This window comes from Lysinibacillus sp. GbtcB16 (genome assembly GCF_019091145.1).
In the GTDB taxonomy this organism is placed as follows: Bacteria; Bacillota; Bacilli; order Bacillales_A; family Planococcaceae; genus Lysinibacillus; species Lysinibacillus fusiformis.
The window spans coordinates 1,304,763-1,321,934 of the sequence record NZ_JAGXJV010000001.1 but is presented as its reverse complement, the minus strand read 5'-3'; the positions used below and the strand labels follow the sequence as shown (position 1 = coordinate 1,321,934).

The following is a 17,172-nucleotide window of genomic DNA, read 5'->3' as shown; positions in this document are numbered from 1 at the left end:
TTCGTTCCTCATTATAACTGAAAACTATTCCCATTTGGCACTATTTTTTCGAGACTCGTAATATTTGAGATTTAACTAATTGAGGAGATATCATGTAGCTTATGGCTGACATCCGTCCAAATAAAAAACCCCCATGCACTGAAAAAGTCCATATCTTTTTTCATTTGACACTGTGACTCTATTGTTGTTTTCCGAAGCATTCCGCTCGCTTTCCGCGGGCGAGCGATGCTTCACCAAACAACGCAATGTATCATCCTATTATTTTAGTCACGCTTTCCTTTATAATAAAAGAATTAATATGCAGGTGGTGCCCCAATGATTTCAAATCAGGAAACCCTTAATTTAAGTCCATACATGGCAATCTACGATATTGTTGTGCCAAAAGATAATATGCTTCGCCAGATCAATGAACTTGTTGATTTTTCATTCATTTTAGACGAGCTAAAAACAAAATATTGTTGAGACAATGGACGTAATGCCATTCCTCCAATTCGCATGTTTAAGTACTTATTATTAAAAGCGGTTAATGATGTATCAGACGTCGATCTAGTAGAGCGCTCAAAGTATGATAAGTCATTCAACTATTTCTTGGATATGGCACCAGAAGATCCAGTGAGACAGAATTAAGGCACTTCCTGTTCAAAATTGAACAGGAAGTGCCTTATTTTTATCTGAAAAAGGTTCGCTTTTATGAAAACATAAGTTTTTCAGTGCCCTCGTCTATTCATGGAGGTCGCTTTAAATGATTCTTGTACCGCTTGTTAGATAATTTTCAAGGCAGTCTTTTTTGCTCAAAACATACCCTATTGCATGGGACTTATCCGTAGTTTTTCAAAATTTCTTTGGAAAAATTGGTGGGCCAACTGCTCTTTCTCGGGATCAACACCAAGTAAAATAACTGTACTTGGTCCGGCTGATTTGGTCATATGATGAGAACACTCCACTAATTGCTCGCCAAAAAGGCGCACACATTCACCTTGAAGTCCCTTTGATCCTACAGGCCACACCTGCTGAACGATTTCCGCCAGCCATGCCTGATAAATAGGTTGCAGCTGCGCCACATCATCAGGTTGTGCTAATAGTTCCTCGCCAACAAGTGGTAAGCCGTATGTGTACCAACTAAGCTGTTCAGGGTCCCATGCTTTTCGCTGTTGTATTTCCCCAAGCATAGTAATTGCTAGACCAGACTGCAAAGTTGGCATATTGGATTCCGAACTACCAGCAATAGCTGGACAGGAAAGTCCTGTTTCCTCGAACACTTGCTGAATTCCGCTTTCATAGCGTGACCATGCCCCATCCCCTGAAAAATTAGCGAGTAGAATTTGAATAGGGAGTGCCTGTGCAGCCAGCTGCTCTAGAAATGTCACACGGGCTGTCATATAGGCTGTCAATTGATCGGATGCTGGCACAACATCTTGGGGCTTCTCCCCGATGGCTGCCGCATTATCCATTGTCGCAATAAATCCGCCCACTTTTATAGCATTTCTCACTAAACTTGACCTGCCTTACGCACAAAAACTTTTGACAGAATGGGCATGACTACCGCGACAATCATTAAATTAATAGCGGTTGCTATGAAAATACTCGCTAAAGCACCCCAGAAAAAGGCAGGACTAATAATAAAATAAAATGGCAGTGGCGCTACGATGCCGTTTAATACGAGGGCAACTGGCCATTTCCATACATGCATGCCTTTTTTATGCATGACCCCAAAAATCCAGACAACGATAAACATTTCTATAGCAATAATTACATGGAGTGGGCCAAGTGGGAAGCCGGCAGTTAATGCGCTAATAAAATGACCAATGAGACCAGCTACCCCAGCAAATAATGGCGATAAAAAGACCACACCTAAAAAGGCAGGTGCTGAATCAAGAGCTGCCGTTGAAATAAAAGCGGGTACTTTAATGGCGGCTCCTACAGCACAAATGGCCGCTACCATAGCCGTTAGTATCCATTTCATTAATTTTTGTCGATCCATTGCATTTCCTCTTTTCCGTTAGTATGTTGACCTCACTTGAGTTGCTCGCCAATCCCGTACCAAATACGCACAACTTGCTCCGCTTCAGCAAATAATGCTTGGTATAGGCGGCCACACGTATCACGTAATAAACGTGCTTGTTTTTCCATCGGTACAACACCGCGTCCCATATCTGTCACAATAAGTGCCAGCGAACAATGTTGGGCAAGGGCTGATAATTTAGTGAGGACGGATTGTACGACCAACTCATCTTCCTCAAGATTTTGTGTCATAAGCCATTTCTCCATATGTTGAATGACTAGGATTTCACAGGCTGGTGCAATATCAGGTAGGTCGCCATCGATAAGTACCACCTCGTGTTGTTCATATAAACGCATTACATAATCGGTTTTTCCGCTATAGGCGCCTCCGATAAAAACATGCATCTAGCTCCCTCCTCCCAGGCCTTTCTAGTAAATGTTAAATTAAATTGATGATCATGTGGCACTTGGTATGACCAAAACGGCTGCTCTGTTGGCGCATAGGCTACGAGTAAGGCACGAATCACCCCGCCATGAACGACTAAAAAATAGCGATCCTCATTCTTCGGTAACTGGTTGAAGCCTTCTACCACTCTTGCCACAAAATCATCAAAAGCCTCTCCTTGTGGCGGTGGCGAATGAATAGGGTCGTCCAACCATGCACGGTAACGAGCATCCGTCTTTAAATCCTCATAGGTTTTCCCCTCAAATTCACCAAAATTGGATTCACGAAACCGTTCATCCGCTTCATAGCTAGCATTCGGAAAATAATGGGCGGCTGTGACTCGACAGCGTTGTAAATCACTGCCATATACCTTTTCGACACCTGCATCCACTACAGAGAGCTTGGAGATATCAGCTAATGGTGCGTCCGTCCATCCCAAATAACGCTTTTCTAAATTGGCCTTTGTGGGCGCATGCCGCATTAAGCACACAGTAACAATGTCACCCATAGTACAACCTCCATCCCTTCAATCGATGCACCTAGTAAATCACCCGAGACACCGCCAAAATTACGCAATGTAAATTGTCGAAAAATAACGAGCGCAAATGCTAAAACGATCACTAATAGTATTGGTAACATTGAGAACTTTGTGATGATCAGCACCATCGGCATGGCCAACAAAAGAGACAGTAGCATAATTATTTTTAATAGTTTCGCGTTGATATGCGATTGAAAGAAATAGGCAAGTCCTTTTTCCTTTGAACAGTTAAGTGACATAAAATAAAAGCTCATGCCGACTCTTGTTAAAAAAGGAATGAATACAACCATCCATAATGCAAATTTGTTTTGCACAAAAAGCTCATGTAAAACGACAAATTTCCCAAATAACAAAAATAGTATCGATAGTACTCCGAAAGCACCAACCCGAGGATCATCTAAAATCTCAAGACGTTTATCCCGATCTCGATAAGAAAAATACGCATCCCCCATATCAATAAAGCCATCCAAATGTAAACCGCCTGTCCATAAAGCAAATAGCCCGATGATGATAAAGACAAGCATGACCTCGCTACTAGCCGTCCATTGTGTAAGGCTGTAAAGGACTCCGACTACCGTTGTACCCATCAAGGCCCCTATCCATGGTAAGCAAGCAAACATCCCTGTAATCGTTGACCTTGTTAAAGGTAATTCCTTATGTACGGGCAAAACCGTAAAAAATTGAAATGCCAACAGCAGGCTATGCCAAAAATTTTTCATTGTCTTGCCTTCCTTCTCGATTATTTCCATCTCTTTACGATACCATAATTCATTTCATACGCCTCTTGAGCCGACGCAACGAACCATTGGTGAAGCTGTCCTAAAGTTCTTCGATACAGCTCCACCTCTTCGTTCTGATAAGGTGGCTCATCAAACAGCTCATTCGACACCACTAATAATGTCACGTTCTTCGTTTGCAGGGATTGGATGGCCTGTTTAACAGTTCGAACCTTGGATGCTAAACAACCAGGCTTCGTTACACAGGGTGCTCCACGATCATAGCCTTCATAAAAAGCATTCGTCAGCCAAGTAGTGACGCAATCCCATAGCACCACATCCCCATCCTTGAGTGACTCAAATACGGGTGCGATATTATAAGGGGCCTCCACTGTTAACCATTTTATTGGCTGAGTTAGTCGATCAGCTTGATGACGATCGATTCGCTTCTCCATCTCATCATCCAAAGCAATACCAGAAGCTATATATTTTAAACGTTTTTCTGTACTAGGCTGCGCTTGGAAGTACTGTATAGCAGCTTGCTCTGCAAAATGAGATTTGCCACTACGCACACCACCAGTAATAAAAATGAGGGGCATTTGTAATACCTCCTATTGTAAATGATGTAGTGTACCGATCTCTTGGATTACCCACTGCTGTTCCTGTCGTTCAATTACAGTAACACTTGTCCCATGAATATAAGGAGCTGCCCAAAGCTCACTAATATTGCGTTGTAAAATGGCATTAATCATGCATTTAATCGTCACCGCATGGGAAACGATCAAAATAGGCTCATCACCATGCTGCTCTGCTATTTTTTTCAACGTATACATCGCTCTTTCTGTGACAGCACCAAAACTTTCTGTATGGGTTGCGATAAATTGCGCAGGGTATTTCGTATACAATTCATAATCAAGCCCATTTGTCATCAAAATGTCCTCAATTCGCTTTCCCTGCCAATTCCCTAAAAAGATTTCCCGTAAATTATCCTCATAGTAAACCGGTAATTGGCGATGAGCCGTCAGAATATCCATCGTCTCCTTCGCACGACCACTTGAACTACAATAAGCTGCCGCAAATGGGATTGACTGTAGTTGCTGCTGTAATCTTGCGGCCGCTTCCCTACCATTGTCCGTTAACGGAGAGTCCAACCATCCTTGTAGTCGTTGCTCCTGATTCCATTGTGTTTCCCCATGTCTTACTAGATAAAAAGTTGTCACTTTTCTCTCCCCTTATTTGCGTTAAACCACGCCTGCAGACAATTATATAAATACGTCATGGCCGCAATTTCTTTAATCCCAATACGAAACCATTCGCCCTGTAATCCTTTAAAGTTTTTCGTATGACGCAGGACAACTCCCTGTGCTAAACAATACGTAAAAAAGGCATCCGCCTGCTGTTCCTTTGGCAATGAAAAGCACACATAATTCGTCACACTATTAGTGACAACACAGCCGTTTTCTTGTAAATAACGATGCAACTGCTCTCTTTGCGTTGTCGCATAGGCAATTGCCTGCTGACTATAGTGCTGCTCATCCAAACAGCCTGCACCAATGACCAGTGCAAAGGCATTTAAATTCCAATGGGGTAACATGTCCTTTAGCTCACTTACAATAGTGGCATGAGCAACTAAATAGCCAAGACGTAAGCCAGGTATTGCGTACATTTTAGTCATCGAACGCACAACGAGGACATGTGAATTCTCCATACTTTCATGCATGAGGGAATTCGTCTCATCGACCCAATCCATAAAGGCTTCATCGATGACAAGCTCACATTTGATCGCTCGCCCATGCTCCAATAACGCTAGTAAATCTTCCTTTTCTGGCAATACACCTGTTGGATTATTCGGTGTACAAATATAGAGTGCATCCGCTTCCATCATTTCTTGTTTAAGTCGTTCCATTGGCAATGTATATTGGATAAAGTCCGTCACCAGAACCGGAATAATAATAGCACCTGCGGCTCGCAATGTTCGCTCATATTCTGAAAAAGTAGGATGGACGACAATGACGCGCTTTTGCGCATAACGTCTCGCAATAACACTAAAGAGCTCTGATGCCCCGTTGCCTAGTAAAACCATATCCTTCGCCACTTGATGAAAAGCAGCAACCTTTGATAGAAAAGGCTCTCCATCTGGATCTGGATAGCGTTGAATGAGCGGGTAAAATGTACGCCAACGTGCCTCGACAAAGGATGGTGGTCCTGCCGCATTGACATTTTCACTAAAATCATAAACCTCTTCAGGCATCGTTAAACCTAATTGCTGATAAACATTTTGCGGATTTGCTCCATGATTAGGTAATAGCATAAATGAACACCTCCACTGCTAACATGACAAGCGTAAAGAGCACCATGGCAATACGCATATGAATAATAGATGCCATTATATGTTCCTTTGTTAACGGAACTAATTTTTCTCCCATAATCGCCCGATGCGAAACAATGCCTTGATAAGTATTTTTCCCACCTAGTTGGACGCCAAGCTGCACTGCTGTTGCCGCCTCTAAATAACCACTATTGGGACTTGGATGCTTTTTAGCGTCTTGCGCCCAACGCTTTAATCGTTGTCCAAAAGAGTAACTCGTTTCATTTTTTGTACCTAGCACGATAAGAAAGCCCGTAATACGACTTGGAATAAAATTCAGGACATCATCAAGTTTGGCAGAAAACATGCCAAAATCTTTGTATGTTTCATTTTTATAGCCGACCATGGAATCTAATGTATTGACAGCCTTGTAGCCCCATAAACCGATAGCACCAAATAAAAAGGCATAAAATAGTGGGGCGGTCACTCCATCACTTGTATTTTCTGAAACGGTCTCTACTACACCCCGCACAATCTCATCTTCCCCCAGCTTTTCGGTATCACGCCCAACAATCCATGATAACTTGATGCGTGCTTCCGCAAAATCACCTTTTACAAGGGGCTCATAAACTGCCAGTGCCGCCTCCTTTAAGCTACGTTGTGCAAGCCCAATACCTATTAGAAGCCCTTCAACTAAAACACCAAAAATCAAGCTTACCTGATAGCTGAGTAGTAAAATAAGTGTGACCACAAACATCGTTGTCCCTACAACAGCAAGCGCCATCACCATACCACGCAGTTTCCGCCATTTCCCTTGATTCCATAAAGCTGTTTGTGATTGAATCAGCTTACCAATCCATCGCACGGGATGCGGAAGCTTCGGAGGGTCTCCTACTAAAATATCGAATATAATTCCTATGATACAGGCAATCACTATGGCAATCATAACGCCTTCTCCTCTTTATCCTTTTTGTATTTACGAATAGCCTCACGCATCGTTTCATAGACACCGTAGCCAATGACCTTGCCTAGCATTGTGATAGGACCGGCATATTGATGGTAGTCCCCTTCTTCTGTAGCAGCAATGAGTAAGCTATCAGTGGATGTTCCGGTTGCTTGCGTGCCTGTTGTAGGATCAGTTATACCTTCATCCGCTAACGCCTTCACCTTCGCCTCCGTTGTCGAAATCATAGCCTGAAATAACGCTTCATCAGACAATCTCCCGTTAATAAGCACCCATGTATTAATTGTTCCTGCATGATATTGCTCCATACGATGAAAAGCACGTGTAATATCTACGGCATTGCCTAGACCCGCAGTAATCATAATGACTAGTTGAATACCTTCATATGTAAAATCACGAATGGTCGCAAATTTGGCTTGGACAGCCGTCATCATCGCCACTGTGTGATCGACTGGAAAATCATGCGCCTGCAAAAAATGATGTAAATCACGATGTGGCTGTCGATCATCATACGTAATAGGCACAGTCCGATTCATCAGATGAGTAAAATAACCAAAGCCTGGATTATGCATGGCAGAGGAGACAATCTTCATAGGTGAAACCGCTTGAAGTGCTACATATTGGTCAGAAATTTGAATATGATCCTTTGTAAGTATGGGCATTCAATCGCCTCCTGACGATAAATAGATTATGAACATAAAAAAACAAATTCTTACAAAGAAGAATTTGTACTGTCGATTCTTTATTAAAATTTGAACCTTCTGAACACTTGTACAGAATAACAACTTCATAATACTCAAATTATTTATTTTCTTTGAAATTGTATCATAAGTTTGCCTATTGCCACAATTCCATTTCGACGTGTTGTTACTGCTTTTGTTTAAGGTTTTTAAAGCGGATCACGGAGCCAATGATGATAAAGACCCAACCAATAGCTATGTAAACTACTTTCATTGTTTTTGTCGATGACGGTAAAATATCCATAATCGTTAAACAGACAAAAAGTATCCCAACAACCGAAAAAAGCATACCAATCGTTAAATTCTTCACGAAAAACCCTCCCAACTATGTACGCCCTCGATTTTACCGTATTCTTAGCAAAAAGAAAACACTAATCCAAGTATGGAACCCTTGGATTAGTGATAATTGTGTCATTAAGCTTTCGCATGGGCAAAAAATTCTTCATATAACGCCTGTAAAATGCGGTTTTCAAATTCCTGAAGTACTCCAAAAACAAGACTTACTTCAGAAGAGCCTTGATTGATCATTTCAATGTTTGCGCCAGTTCTTGAAATCGCTGTAGCAGCACGCGCAGCTAAACCTGTGTTATGACGCATACCTTCGCCAACAATCACGATCATTGAAAAACCATGACGCATTTCTACATACTCAGCATGTAGCTCTTCTTTCACTCGACTAATAATACGCTCTTCATTATCAGGGGATATCTGATTCGAACGCATAATGACTGAAATATCGTCTAAGCCAGAAGGTGTGTGTTCATAAGAAATATTTTCATCTTCTAAAATTTGTAGTAGCTTTCGTCCAAAGCCCACTTCACGATTCATCAAATATTTAGAGACATATAAAGTTGAAAAACCACTGTCTGCCGAGATACCTGTAACGGGACGACCTGTTGCAGGACGACTTGGTACGATACGAGTACCTGGGGCTGATGGATTATTTGTATTTTTTATGTTAACGGGCACCCCAATCTTGTAGACAGGCATTAATGCTTCATCATGGAACACTGAAAAGCCTGCATATGATAATTCGCGCATTTCGCGATACGTAATTTCTTTAATTTCCACTGGATCATTGACAACCTTCGGATTCGCGGAGAACACACAATCCACATCCGTAAAGTTTTCATATAACTCCGCTTCAACAGCTGCTGCTAAAATGGAGCCAGTAATATCAGAGCCTCCGCGGTCAAATGTCCGCAATACGCCCGCTTTAGTGTAACCGAAGAACCCTGGGAACACAATAATTTCTTTTGTATGTTTTAAAGGGGCTAAATTAGCATACGCTTCGGGTAAAGCAAATGTTCGTTCAGGCAAATCATTGACCACTAATCCATCCTTAGGACTTACATAGCGTGCGGGCATTCCAATTGCATTAAAATAAGCGGCAATAAGCTTGGCGTTATTATCCTCACCTGCTGCTTTAATGCTATCAATGAATAATTCCACGTTTGTTTTGTCACCTTGTACACGTTCCCGTAAATCTTCCGCAATCACGTCACAAATGGCATTATCTAACCCTAAACCATCTGCAATTGCTCGAAAACGATCGACTACAATATGCAATTTGTCTTCGGTATCTTCATGTTGTAACGCGGCAGTTGCTAATTGTATTAATAGATCGGTTACTTTTATATCGTCACCAGATCGTTTGCCTGGTGCTGAAACGGCAACGATTTTACGTGCCGGATTAGATTTCACAATATTTGCTACTTTTTGAATTTGTTCTGCGTTTGCTACAGATGTTCCACCAAATTTACACACGATCATATCTATCAAATCCTAACTTTTTCAAATTAATTGTATTCCTCCAAAAAACAATTGACTGTACACAGTGTACAAATTATCGATTCCTACGTCAATACAATTTAAAAAATTCGCGCAATTTACTGAGAAATATGGACAATTTTCGTACTGTTTGATTTATTATACGGATTTCGTATGAAATAGTTAAGGTTTTTATGAATTTTTTTTCGTGATATTCACAGATTCGTGAAATTTTCCGTTTTGACTTTCTTCTATATAAAGAGGAAAACGCTTACTCCCCACTATGATATGCACAAACATCCTCGGTGTTTGTGCTAATTTGCAGGCGAAAGGAGGGTTTTGAGTAGGAGGACGAAGGCTGTTGGACAGGTTTTTTTCTAGAAAATAGCTGCATCACTTTTTGCCAGTATGTAAAACTTCATTACGAGTATGCTTGAACCGAGGATGATTTTATCCATCTCTCCCATACATGCAAAAAAACTAGGATCACATGTAATTAGTGAAACCTAGTTTTTCCAAGCTATTTTCGTTTAAATTGCCGTCCAGCCACCGTCAATGACTAATTCTGCGCCTGTCATAAAGCGTGATTCGTCAGAGGCAAGGAAGACTACTCCATAAGCTACGTCCTCTGGTGCACCAAAGTATGGTAGCTGTGTATAGGTTTTGTAAAAAGGTAAAGCGCCCCCTTCTTCCATCGTTGGCGCTGTCATAGGCGTAACAATAATGCCTGGGTGAACAGAATTTACACGAATATGATCTTTCCCATACTCGACAGCAGCCGACTTAGACAACACACGAAGTGCTCCTTTTGCTGCTGTATAAGGACTTGTCCCTGCCATTCCCACGATTCCACCAATTGAAGAAATATTGACAATAGAACCGCCACCAGCCTTTTGCATTTCTGGAATCACATATTTCATACCAATGATACAGCCATTTAAGTTAATGTCCATCACTTTATTCCATTCTTCCATTTCCATATTGGCGATCGTTTTTGGTGATGAAATTCCTGCATTGTTGACTAGTATATCGACTTTCCCATATGCCTTCACTGCCTCTGCAATAACGGCTTTCCACTCGTCCTCAGACGTTACATTATGTGAAATACCAATAATATCTCCACCATTTTCTTTAATTTCTTTCACTAAGTTATTCAATGGCTCGATTTGCACATCTGTTGCAATCACCTTTGCCCCTTCTTGTGCAAATAGTTTTGCCTCAGAAGCTCCCATGCCCATCGCTGCTCCCGTAATAATTGCTACTTTCCCATTTAAACGTCCCATCTATAAAACTCCCTTTCTTTTATTCATCCATTCCCTCTGTGCAAATGCCAGCAAATATTTTTACTCCCTGATAAATGCTAGAGGCTTCATTTTGATTCAGTAGATGTTTGAACACCCTCTAAAAAGAGCATCACAAGCATACATCCTCCCCATAGAAAAGGGACTTATCCGTATGTTTGATATTAAATAGCAGAATTAGATAAATGAATAATTCGTGAACACGTTAACAACTAGTTGTATTATCGACACCGTGTCGTTAATATAATTATAACTGTCTGTTCAAAAAGGGCAAACAACATAAGAGCATGAATTGATGCATTGACAACATGTAAGGCTATTATGTTGTGTAAACGATAAATTTAATACAAGGAGCTTAAAAATGTCGAAAAAGATGGACCCTCGCGTCATAAGAACACGCCAACTATTAAGAGATGCATTAGTGGAGTTAATTGATGAGCAAGGCTATGAGAAGATTACTGTGCAAGATATTACTCAACGAGCAACCTTGAACCGTGCCACTTTCTATTTACATTACCGCGACAAATTAGATTTACTGTACCAGAGCTCTGAGGAAATCTTACATGAATTAGTAGGAAGTATTCACCCAACGTTTGAAGAGAAGAGAGATTTTGATTTATTGCCTTATTATGATCAGCCACATGAAACATTTATGCATTTGTTTGAGCAAATCGCACTGAATAGTAAGCTTTACAAAGTCTACCTCACAGAAAAAGATATCCCCTATTTTTCTGCAGGCTTAAAAAAGATAATTATCGATTTTGTATCAAGTGGCATTCAATTGATGGAGCCTGATGATCAAAAATTAACCGTACCGCGTGAGATGGCTATCCGTTTTTATGCCGCTGCCTTTCTTGAGGTGATCGTCTGGTGGTTAGAAAATGATATGCCCTATACGCCAAAATTTATGGCGACTCAGTTAATGCGTATTACCATTAAAGGACCCTATTTGGAAAACCCCTTTCAGCAATCTTAAAAGCTGGCATTTCTATATGCCAGCTTTATTGGTTCACTACGTTTTATTTTGCCTGTACATGTCTTATAGATTGGGTGGAGATTTACAAACAACGGACCATACCTGTTCAAATAATGCTTGATGGTCACTGTTGCTCCATCTTTCAGCAAAATACGGGTTGTGGAAATACGTAAATGCCGTCATAACTGCCATTCCTTGATTTTCCCACCCGCTAATTTCCTCCACCTTTTTAGCTAGATGATTTAAATGATTACTAACAAGGCTACTATTGGTTTCGATGTAGTTTGTATACAATAAAAACATTTTCTGATGATTGATATAAAGATCTCTCTTTGTAAGATTAAGGAGCCATAGCCAATCATGTAGAGCAGTTTCAGCATCCTCATGTTCTTTAGGACTCCATTCCAATAATGGTCGCGAAGTATTTTCCAACCATTTAAGAGCCAACTTCTGTAATAAGTCTTCTTTATTCTTAAAGTGTTTATATAGTGCCGCGTGAGTTACGCCAAGCCTCTTCGCAATATCTAATAATGTCGTTTTATTTATACCTTTACTTAGAATAATTGCCTCTGCTGTTGAAAAAATCTTATCTTCCGAAAGAATAGCCATATCCATCTCCCCAATTCATTTTCAAGGTTACATTTTGTTGACAATGTAACTATAGCATGTGTACTATAAAACAACAAAGTTACAAAATTTAATTTTTGTAACTCAATCATAGGCTTAGGAGGATTTGTGTTATGGGAAAAGAGATGGATCAACGCGTTGCTTTAGTATTAGGTGGATCTGGCGGGATCGGCCGTTCAATCGTAGAAAAATTAGCAGAGGAAGGCTATGCCATTGGTATTCACTATTCTTCAAGTAAAACAAATGCAAAACAATTAGAGGCATCCATTGTGGCGCGTGGAGGTCAGGCAATATCTGTCGGTGGCGATGTAGCAAATGAAATTGAAATGAGTATGGCCTTTGATCAGGTGGAAAAAGCCTTTGGAAGTATAGATGTTGTCATTAATACAGCTGGAATCATGTTGCTTAGCCCAATAGCCGAATTAGATTTAAATGATTTAGATAGGATCCATAGGACAAATATTCGAGGTACCTTTGTTGTCTCTCAATTAGCAGCACAACGAGTTAACAAAGGAGGCGCCATTATTAATTTTTCAACCACTGTTACTCGTAGCCAGTTCCCAAACTATGGCGCTTATGTTGCCAGTAAGGCAGCAATTGAATCCATTTCAATGATTTTAGCTCGTGAATTAAGAGGTAAGGATATTACTGTTAATACAGTAGCTCCTGGCCCCACAGCAACCCCTCTATTCTTAAATGGAAAAGATGAACATCAAATTCAGCATTTAGCAAATGCGGTGCCATTAGAAAGACTAGGTGAGCCTAATGATATTTCAGAAGTCGTTGCATTTTTAGCTGGTCCAGCACGGTGGATCAACGGCCAAGTACTTTTCGTTAATGGTGGCCTAGCCTAATATTCGTTGCACCTTGAATGTTTAAAACCCCTCTAGATCGATATCTAAAGGGGTTATTTTGCTGTACCTCAGTGGATAGGTTTCTCAAAATTCCAGTTCGTATAAATGACAGCCGCCGTTACTGGCTCTGTAGTCTTATCTTCCGTGAAACCGCCTATTAGATTGCCTACTCTAAATGTCGGCTCAAAAAATTGTTCTTCCTTAGGGGGGGCGGTTGGACCATCTATCCCCAATTTGGTCTCATCGGTAACGACTACTTCCATGCCGTTATCCAACGTAAAGCTCAGTCCATCTTCTCCAACTTCTGTGATCACTCCTTCGATATTGACTACTGCACTTGCCGCAGGAGCTGATTGATCCACCACAATTCTATCTGTTAAATCGATTGTTGTGTCATTGTTTACATTGACTAAAGAAGCGACCACCGCTATTACTGCACAGGCAACTAAACTTCCCACACTTATTCGTACTTTTTTCATAAAGACCCTCTTTTCTTTTTGTTGAAATTCCATCATCTCGTTTTCCATCTTTATCTTAAATTCTTCGGAAGCATGAATCTGCTTCATCACGTTTTTATAAGCATTCATCAGACCGTACTCCCTTCTTCTAATATGATTTTCAATTTCATTCGTGCCCGTCTTAGCTTTGAGCCGATCGTGTTGACGTTCATTCCTAATAGATTAGCGATTTCTGCAGTTGTGTAGCCTTCATAATAATGTAAATAAACAATGACTCTCTCTTTTGGATTCAGCTCAAAAATTTCCGTAAGCACCATTTGCTCCTCTTTGGCGATAAAGGACATTTCTTCGGTAATTGGTACCGTCTTCTTCATACGAGCAGACTTAAAGTAATCCTTACATTTATTAAAAGTTACTTTGATGAGCCAAGCCTTTAAATGATCTTCATGATCGAAGGGCTTTCTCTGTTTCATAAGAGTCATATAAACCTCTTGGACAATATCCTCCGCCTCAGACATATTTTTTGTCTGATGCACAGCAATACGAATTAAGGTGTCACTATATGTTTGAACAATCTCTTGAACACATAAGCCAGCAAACTTTTTCATAGTTCCTATCGAGCCTCCTTCTTTTCATAATACGATTCATCTTTTAAAATTCGTGCAATAGGCCATTTTTTTACTGGCATGGATTATGGGTGACAGTCCAAAACGAAAAAAGAAAGGAAAATAAATCCCCTCTCCTTATATTTTCATAACAGACCCCTATTTCAAGATGGACTTCATCATAAATATCAAATAGATCGACAAAATGTTTGGTATAACCGTTATACTGAATATTAATTTATAATGAACTTACAAGAGTTGGAATGATTAGTTACAGGAGAATGATAGATGAAAATAGTAATTGCAGAAAAACCAGATCAGGCTGCCAAGTTAGCTGCTCCCTTTTCTTTTACTAAAAGGACAGGATATTTTGAAGTCAAAGCCAACTCATATTTTCCCAATGGAGCCATTATTACTTGGGCAATTGGGCATTTATGTGAATTAAAAACACCAGAAGAATATGATCCAACATGGAAAAAGTGGAAGTTAGAAACATTACCCATTATTCCCGATCGATTTGAATATAAAGTTTCTAAATCTAAGTATAAACAATTTACTATCATAAAAAATCTAGTTAAAAGAACAGATATTCAAGAAATTATAATCGGTGGAGACGCAGGGCGTGAAGGAGAATTAATCATTCGTACTATTTTAAGGGTATGTGGTGTAAACAAACCGATGAAACGATTATGGATATCGTCCTTAACTGAAAACTCGGTCAAAAATGGCTTCTCCAATTTACTACCCGAAGCGAAAACGAAGGATATTTATTACGAAGCATTAAGTCGTTCCTGTGCAGATTGGTTAATCGGCATGAATACGTCGAGGTTATATACGGTCCTACTTAAGAAAAACGGTGTCAAAGATGTCTTTTCCATTGGCAGAGTACAGACCCCAACCCTTGCGTTAATTGTTCATAGGGAACATGAAATCGCGAATTTTAAATCAGAACCTTTTTGGGAAGTCGAAGCAGTCTTTCATTTCGCGGGTAGAATGCTAAAAGCAAAATGGCATAAAAATAATATGTCAAGAGTATCGGAGGAAAAGCAAGCGATAGCCATTGCTAATTTCTGTCTACATAAAAATGTAGAAATAACGAAAATAAATAAAGAGACGAAGGAATACGCACCACCTCTGTTATTTAATTTGTCGGCATTACAGGCTACAGCAAATAAATCTTATAAGTTTTCGCCACAAAAAACTCTTGATATTTTACAAAAGCTTTATGTAAAAGGTTTAGTTTCATACCCAAGATCAGATTCGCAGTTTTTAACAAGTGAAGAAGCCAAAACACTACCAACTATATTAAACAATTTGAGCAAAATAGATAAATATAAAAACCTTCTTCCTCCCCCAACAAATTCAATTATGAATAACAAAAGATACGTCAATGAGAAGAAGGTAACGGACCACCATGCGATCATTGTGACAGATCAAATACCTAACCTTGCTAAGCTAAGCATGGAAGAAGAGAAGATTTACGATTTAGTAGCTAGACAAGTCATTGCAGCACATTATAACCACGCCATTTTTGCGTACACAACGATTCATTCGCTTGTCGATAAACGAGCTGAGTTCATTTCGAAGGGGAAGGAGCAAATCGAGGAGGGTTGGCGTAAAGTCATTTATCTATCTAAAGAAAATGCATCTCAAGAAGAAGAAGAAGAAGAAGAAATGCTTCCGCTTCTTCATGAAAATGAGCTCGGGACTGTGGCTCAAGCTACCGTTAAAAAAGGGGCAACACAGCCACCTAATAGATATACAGAAGGTCATTTAATTACAGTAATGAAAACAGCCGGTAAACATCTAGATGATGCTGAGTTAGAAAAGGTTTTATCTAAAACGGAAGGATTAGGAACTGAAGCAACACGAGCCGGCATTATTGGTACACTCAAAGATAGAAACTATATTGAAATAAAGAAAAACCAAGTATTTGCTACATCTAAAGGTATGTTATTAATTGAAGCACTAGGTGAAAACAGCCTACTGACATCACCCTCGATGACCGCAAAATGGGAGCAGCGACTATCTGAAATTGGTGAAGGACATGCTTCTCCTCAAGCATTTATGGAGCAAGTAAAAAAGCTCACCTATAAATTGATTACAGATGCGCATGAACGTGAAAAAGTATGGGCATTCGATCAAAAGGAAGTCGACAAAATCAGTGCCAATAACCCTTATCAAAAGAAATATAAAAAAGAAAAAACCGTTGTTGGAAAGTGTATTCTTTGCGATGGCTCTATCATAGATCATGGTACTTTTTACGGCTGTTCAAACTATAAAACTGCGAACTGTAAATTTTCAGTTTCAAAGAAAATTCTCAGTAAAACCATTTCACAGACAAATGTAAGAAAGCTACTTGCCGCTGGTGAAACAGACATGATCAAAGGGTTTAAAAAGGGACAAAAAACCTTCAATGCGCATCTTATTTGGGATGAAAAAGAACATAAGGTACATTTTAAATTCCCTCAATAATTAGAGCATTTTAGGTGGTAAATCAAAGGGCGATACATCGATACCGCCCTTTTTGTCCCACTTCCTCATGAAAAATAGTTTAAAGCATTGCTCCCAGAAGTAATTAACGCTAATAAACCTGCAACCATCACCCATATTGCATATCGGTTTTCTTCTTGCTTTCTCTTCCCTATCCAAAATAATATGAAGCTGATCAATAATAAAACAACCCCTATTATTGCACCTGTCATAATCCCTATCATCATGCCCATTTCCTCTAGCCTCCTTATCTTCTTACCAATCTTTCAATCTATTTTCATTGTAGCTGTCAATCATCACTTTTTTCTTACTCATTCCTTACATATTCATTAAGTATTAAACACTTCTATGTTCAATCGTACACGGCCAACATAAA

20 protein-coding genes and 1 pseudogene are annotated in these 17,172 nt (G+C 39.9%); 4 read left to right on the top strand and 17 right to left on the bottom strand.

What is annotated here, in order from left to right; genetic code table 11:
• Nucleotides 1-315: 315 nt before the first annotated feature.
• Nucleotides 316-615 (top strand): annotated as a pseudogene (locus KVT27_RS06465) (transposase); the annotation flags it as partial.
• A 188-nt stretch (nucleotides 616-803) separates the two neighbouring features.
• Here KVT27_RS06465 and KVT27_RS06460 read toward each other — a convergent pair.
• From KVT27_RS06460 to KVT27_RS06400, 13 genes are all read right to left on the bottom strand, one after another.
• Nucleotides 804-1,490: a hypothetical protein gene (locus KVT27_RS06460; protein ID WP_309140220.1), complete on the bottom strand. Its 687-nt coding sequence runs from the start codon at nucleotides 1,488-1,490 to the stop codon at nucleotides 804-806.
• Nucleotides 1,490-1,981: an ECF transporter S component gene (locus KVT27_RS06455; protein ID WP_217580962.1), complete on the bottom strand. Its 492-nt coding sequence runs from the start codon at nucleotides 1,979-1,981 to the stop codon at nucleotides 1,490-1,492. Before KVT27_RS06455 ends, KVT27_RS06460 begins: the two co-directional genes overlap by 1 nt.
• A 32-nt stretch (nucleotides 1,982-2,013) precedes the next feature.
• Nucleotides 2,014-2,406 (bottom strand): bifunctional adenosylcobinamide kinase/adenosylcobinamide-phosphate guanylyltransferase, encoded by a 393-nt coding sequence (locus KVT27_RS06450; protein ID WP_036146151.1) that lies wholly within the window; start codon nucleotides 2,404-2,406, stop codon nucleotides 2,014-2,016.
• Entirely contained in the window at nucleotides 2,358-2,954 is a 597-nt protein-coding gene (locus tag KVT27_RS06445) for a histidine phosphatase family protein (protein ID WP_036146153.1), read from the bottom strand. Before KVT27_RS06445 ends, KVT27_RS06450 begins: the two co-directional genes overlap by 49 nt.
• Nucleotides 2,927-3,703, bottom strand: a complete 777-nt coding sequence (gene cobS, locus KVT27_RS06440) for an adenosylcobinamide-GDP ribazoletransferase (protein WP_217580961.1) — start codon at nucleotides 3,701-3,703, stop codon at nucleotides 2,927-2,929. Before cobS ends, KVT27_RS06445 begins: the two co-directional genes overlap by 28 nt.
• Nucleotides 3,704-3,723: 20 nt before the next feature.
• Nucleotides 3,724-4,299 (bottom strand): bifunctional adenosylcobinamide kinase/adenosylcobinamide-phosphate guanylyltransferase, encoded by a 576-nt coding sequence (locus KVT27_RS06435; RefSeq protein WP_217580960.1) that lies wholly within the window; start codon nucleotides 4,297-4,299, stop codon nucleotides 3,724-3,726.
• A gap of 12 nt (nucleotides 4,300-4,311) precedes the next feature.
• Nucleotides 4,312-4,920, bottom strand: a complete 609-nt coding sequence (locus tag KVT27_RS06430) for a histidine phosphatase family protein (protein ID WP_036125335.1) — start codon at nucleotides 4,918-4,920, stop codon at nucleotides 4,312-4,314.
• Nucleotides 4,917-6,011, bottom strand: a complete 1,095-nt coding sequence (locus tag KVT27_RS06425) for a pyridoxal phosphate-dependent aminotransferase (RefSeq protein ID WP_217580959.1) — start codon at nucleotides 6,009-6,011, stop codon at nucleotides 4,917-4,919. The genes KVT27_RS06430 and KVT27_RS06425 overlap by 4 nt, the downstream gene beginning before the upstream one ends.
• A complete protein-coding gene (gene cbiB / locus KVT27_RS06420; RefSeq protein ID WP_036125333.1) occupies nucleotides 5,998-6,954 on the bottom strand; it encodes an adenosylcobinamide-phosphate synthase CbiB in 957 nt (318 codons plus the stop codon). Before cbiB ends, KVT27_RS06425 begins: the two co-directional genes overlap by 14 nt.
• Nucleotides 6,951-7,634 (bottom strand): adenosylcobinamide amidohydrolase, encoded by a 684-nt coding sequence (locus KVT27_RS06415; RefSeq protein ID WP_217580958.1) that lies wholly within the window; start codon nucleotides 7,632-7,634, stop codon nucleotides 6,951-6,953. Before KVT27_RS06415 ends, cbiB begins: the two co-directional genes overlap by 4 nt.
• Nucleotides 7,635-7,839: 205 nt before the next feature.
• On the bottom strand, nucleotides 7,840-8,022 hold the full coding sequence (locus KVT27_RS06410) for a hypothetical protein (RefSeq protein WP_025115645.1): 183 nt from the start codon (nucleotides 8,020-8,022) through the stop codon (nucleotides 7,840-7,842).
• 104 nt (nucleotides 8,023-8,126) lie between these two features.
• Nucleotides 8,127-9,485: an aspartate kinase gene (locus tag KVT27_RS06405; RefSeq protein ID WP_036125329.1), complete on the bottom strand. Its 1,359-nt coding sequence runs from the start codon at nucleotides 9,483-9,485 to the stop codon at nucleotides 8,127-8,129.
• A 527-nt stretch (nucleotides 9,486-10,012) separates the two neighbouring features.
• Nucleotides 10,013-10,765 carry an SDR family NAD(P)-dependent oxidoreductase gene (locus KVT27_RS06400; RefSeq protein ID WP_217580957.1) on the bottom strand — a complete coding sequence of 251 codons (753 nt, stop codon included), beginning with the start codon at nucleotides 10,763-10,765 and terminating at the stop codon, nucleotides 10,013-10,015.
• A gap of 379 nt (nucleotides 10,766-11,144) precedes the next feature.
• Here KVT27_RS06400 and KVT27_RS06395 point away from each other — a divergent pair, with 379 nt between their 5' ends.
• Entirely contained in the window at nucleotides 11,145-11,759 is a 615-nt protein-coding gene (locus KVT27_RS06395) for a TetR/AcrR family transcriptional regulator (protein WP_036146162.1), read from the top strand.
• Nucleotides 11,760-11,822: 63 nt separating this feature from the next.
• Here the strand turns inward: KVT27_RS06395 and KVT27_RS06390 are convergent, their stop codons facing one another.
• Nucleotides 11,823-12,368, bottom strand: coding sequence for a TetR/AcrR family transcriptional regulator (locus tag KVT27_RS06390; RefSeq protein ID WP_217580956.1), 546 nt, complete (start codon nucleotides 12,366-12,368; stop codon nucleotides 11,823-11,825).
• Between the two features lie 131 nt (nucleotides 12,369-12,499).
• Between KVT27_RS06390 and KVT27_RS06385 the strand changes: the two genes are divergently transcribed.
• On the top strand, nucleotides 12,500-13,240 hold the full coding sequence (locus tag KVT27_RS06385) for an SDR family oxidoreductase (protein ID WP_254636059.1): 741 nt from the start codon (nucleotides 12,500-12,502) through the stop codon (nucleotides 13,238-13,240).
• Between the two features lie 68 nt (nucleotides 13,241-13,308).
• Here KVT27_RS06385 and KVT27_RS06380 read toward each other — a convergent pair whose 3' ends face one another.
• Together KVT27_RS06380 and KVT27_RS06375 are read right to left on the bottom strand one after the other, a co-directional pair.
• Nucleotides 13,309-13,827 (bottom strand): hypothetical protein, encoded by a 519-nt coding sequence (locus tag KVT27_RS06380; RefSeq protein WP_200886583.1) that lies wholly within the window; start codon nucleotides 13,825-13,827, stop codon nucleotides 13,309-13,311.
• The gene (locus KVT27_RS06375) at nucleotides 13,827-14,306 is read right to left on the bottom strand and encodes an RNA polymerase sigma factor (protein ID WP_036125318.1); all 480 of its coding nucleotides are present in this window, start codon (nucleotides 14,304-14,306) and stop codon (nucleotides 13,827-13,829) included. The genes KVT27_RS06380 and KVT27_RS06375 overlap by 1 nt, the downstream gene beginning before the upstream one ends.
• A 285-nt stretch (nucleotides 14,307-14,591) precedes the next feature.
• Between KVT27_RS06375 and KVT27_RS06370 the strand changes: the two genes are divergently transcribed.
• The gene (locus KVT27_RS06370; protein WP_217580955.1) at nucleotides 14,592-16,778 is read left to right on the top strand and encodes a DNA topoisomerase III; all 2,187 of its coding nucleotides are present in this window, start codon (nucleotides 14,592-14,594) and stop codon (nucleotides 16,776-16,778) included.
• A 65-nt stretch (nucleotides 16,779-16,843) separates the two neighbouring features.
• Here the strand turns inward: KVT27_RS06370 and KVT27_RS06365 are convergent, their stop codons facing one another.
• Nucleotides 16,844-17,029 (bottom strand): hypothetical protein, encoded by a 186-nt coding sequence (locus tag KVT27_RS06365; RefSeq protein WP_036125314.1) that lies wholly within the window; start codon nucleotides 17,027-17,029, stop codon nucleotides 16,844-16,846.
• Nucleotides 17,030-17,172: the final 143 nt, after the last annotated feature.

Coding starts and splice junctions, on each gene's coding strand:
- KVT27_RS06365 (WP_036125314.1), bottom strand. CDS start 17,029: ATGGGCATGATGATAGGGATTATGACAGGTGCAATAATAGGGGTTGTT.
- KVT27_RS06425 (WP_217580959.1), bottom strand. CDS start 6,011: ATGCTATTACCTAATCATGGAGCAAATCCGCAAAATGTTTATCAGCAA.
- KVT27_RS06390 (WP_217580956.1), bottom strand. CDS start 12,368: ATGGCTATTCTTTCGGAAGATAAGATTTTTTCAACAGCAGAGGCAATT.
- KVT27_RS06370 (WP_217580955.1), top strand. CDS start 14,592: ATGAAAATAGTAATTGCAGAAAAACCAGATCAGGCTGCCAAGTTAGCT.
- cbiB (WP_036125333.1), bottom strand. CDS start 6,954: ATGATTGCCATAGTGATTGCCTGTATCATAGGAATTATATTCGATATT.
- KVT27_RS06380 (WP_200886583.1), bottom strand. CDS start 13,827: ATGAATGCTTATAAAAACGTGATGAAGCAGATTCATGCTTCCGAAGAA.
- cobS (WP_217580961.1), bottom strand. CDS start 3,703: ATGAAAAATTTTTGGCATAGCCTGCTGTTGGCATTTCAATTTTTTACG.
- KVT27_RS06415 (WP_217580958.1), bottom strand. CDS start 7,634: ATGCCCATACTTACAAAGGATCATATTCAAATTTCTGACCAATATGTA.
- KVT27_RS06385 (WP_254636059.1), top strand. CDS start 12,500: ATGGGAAAAGAGATGGATCAACGCGTTGCTTTAGTATTAGGTGGATCT.
- KVT27_RS06400 (WP_217580957.1), bottom strand. CDS start 10,765: ATGGGACGTTTAAATGGGAAAGTAGCAATTATTACGGGAGCAGCGATG.
- KVT27_RS06445 (WP_036146153.1), bottom strand. CDS start 2,954: ATGGGTGACATTGTTACTGTGTGCTTAATGCGGCATGCGCCCACAAAG.
- KVT27_RS06395 (WP_036146162.1), top strand. CDS start 11,145: ATGTCGAAAAAGATGGACCCTCGCGTCATAAGAACACGCCAACTATTA.
- KVT27_RS06450 (WP_036146151.1), bottom strand. CDS start 2,406: ATGCATGTTTTTATCGGAGGCGCCTATAGCGGAAAAACCGATTATGTA.
- KVT27_RS06375 (WP_036125318.1), bottom strand. CDS start 14,306: ATGAAAAAGTTTGCTGGCTTATGTGTTCAAGAGATTGTTCAAACATAT.
- KVT27_RS06405 (WP_036125329.1), bottom strand. CDS start 9,485: ATGATCGTGTGTAAATTTGGTGGAACATCTGTAGCAAACGCAGAACAA.
- KVT27_RS06455 (WP_217580962.1), bottom strand. CDS start 1,981: ATGGATCGACAAAAATTAATGAAATGGATACTAACGGCTATGGTAGCG.
- KVT27_RS06435 (WP_217580960.1), bottom strand. CDS start 4,299: ATGCCCCTCATTTTTATTACTGGTGGTGTGCGTAGTGGCAAATCTCAT.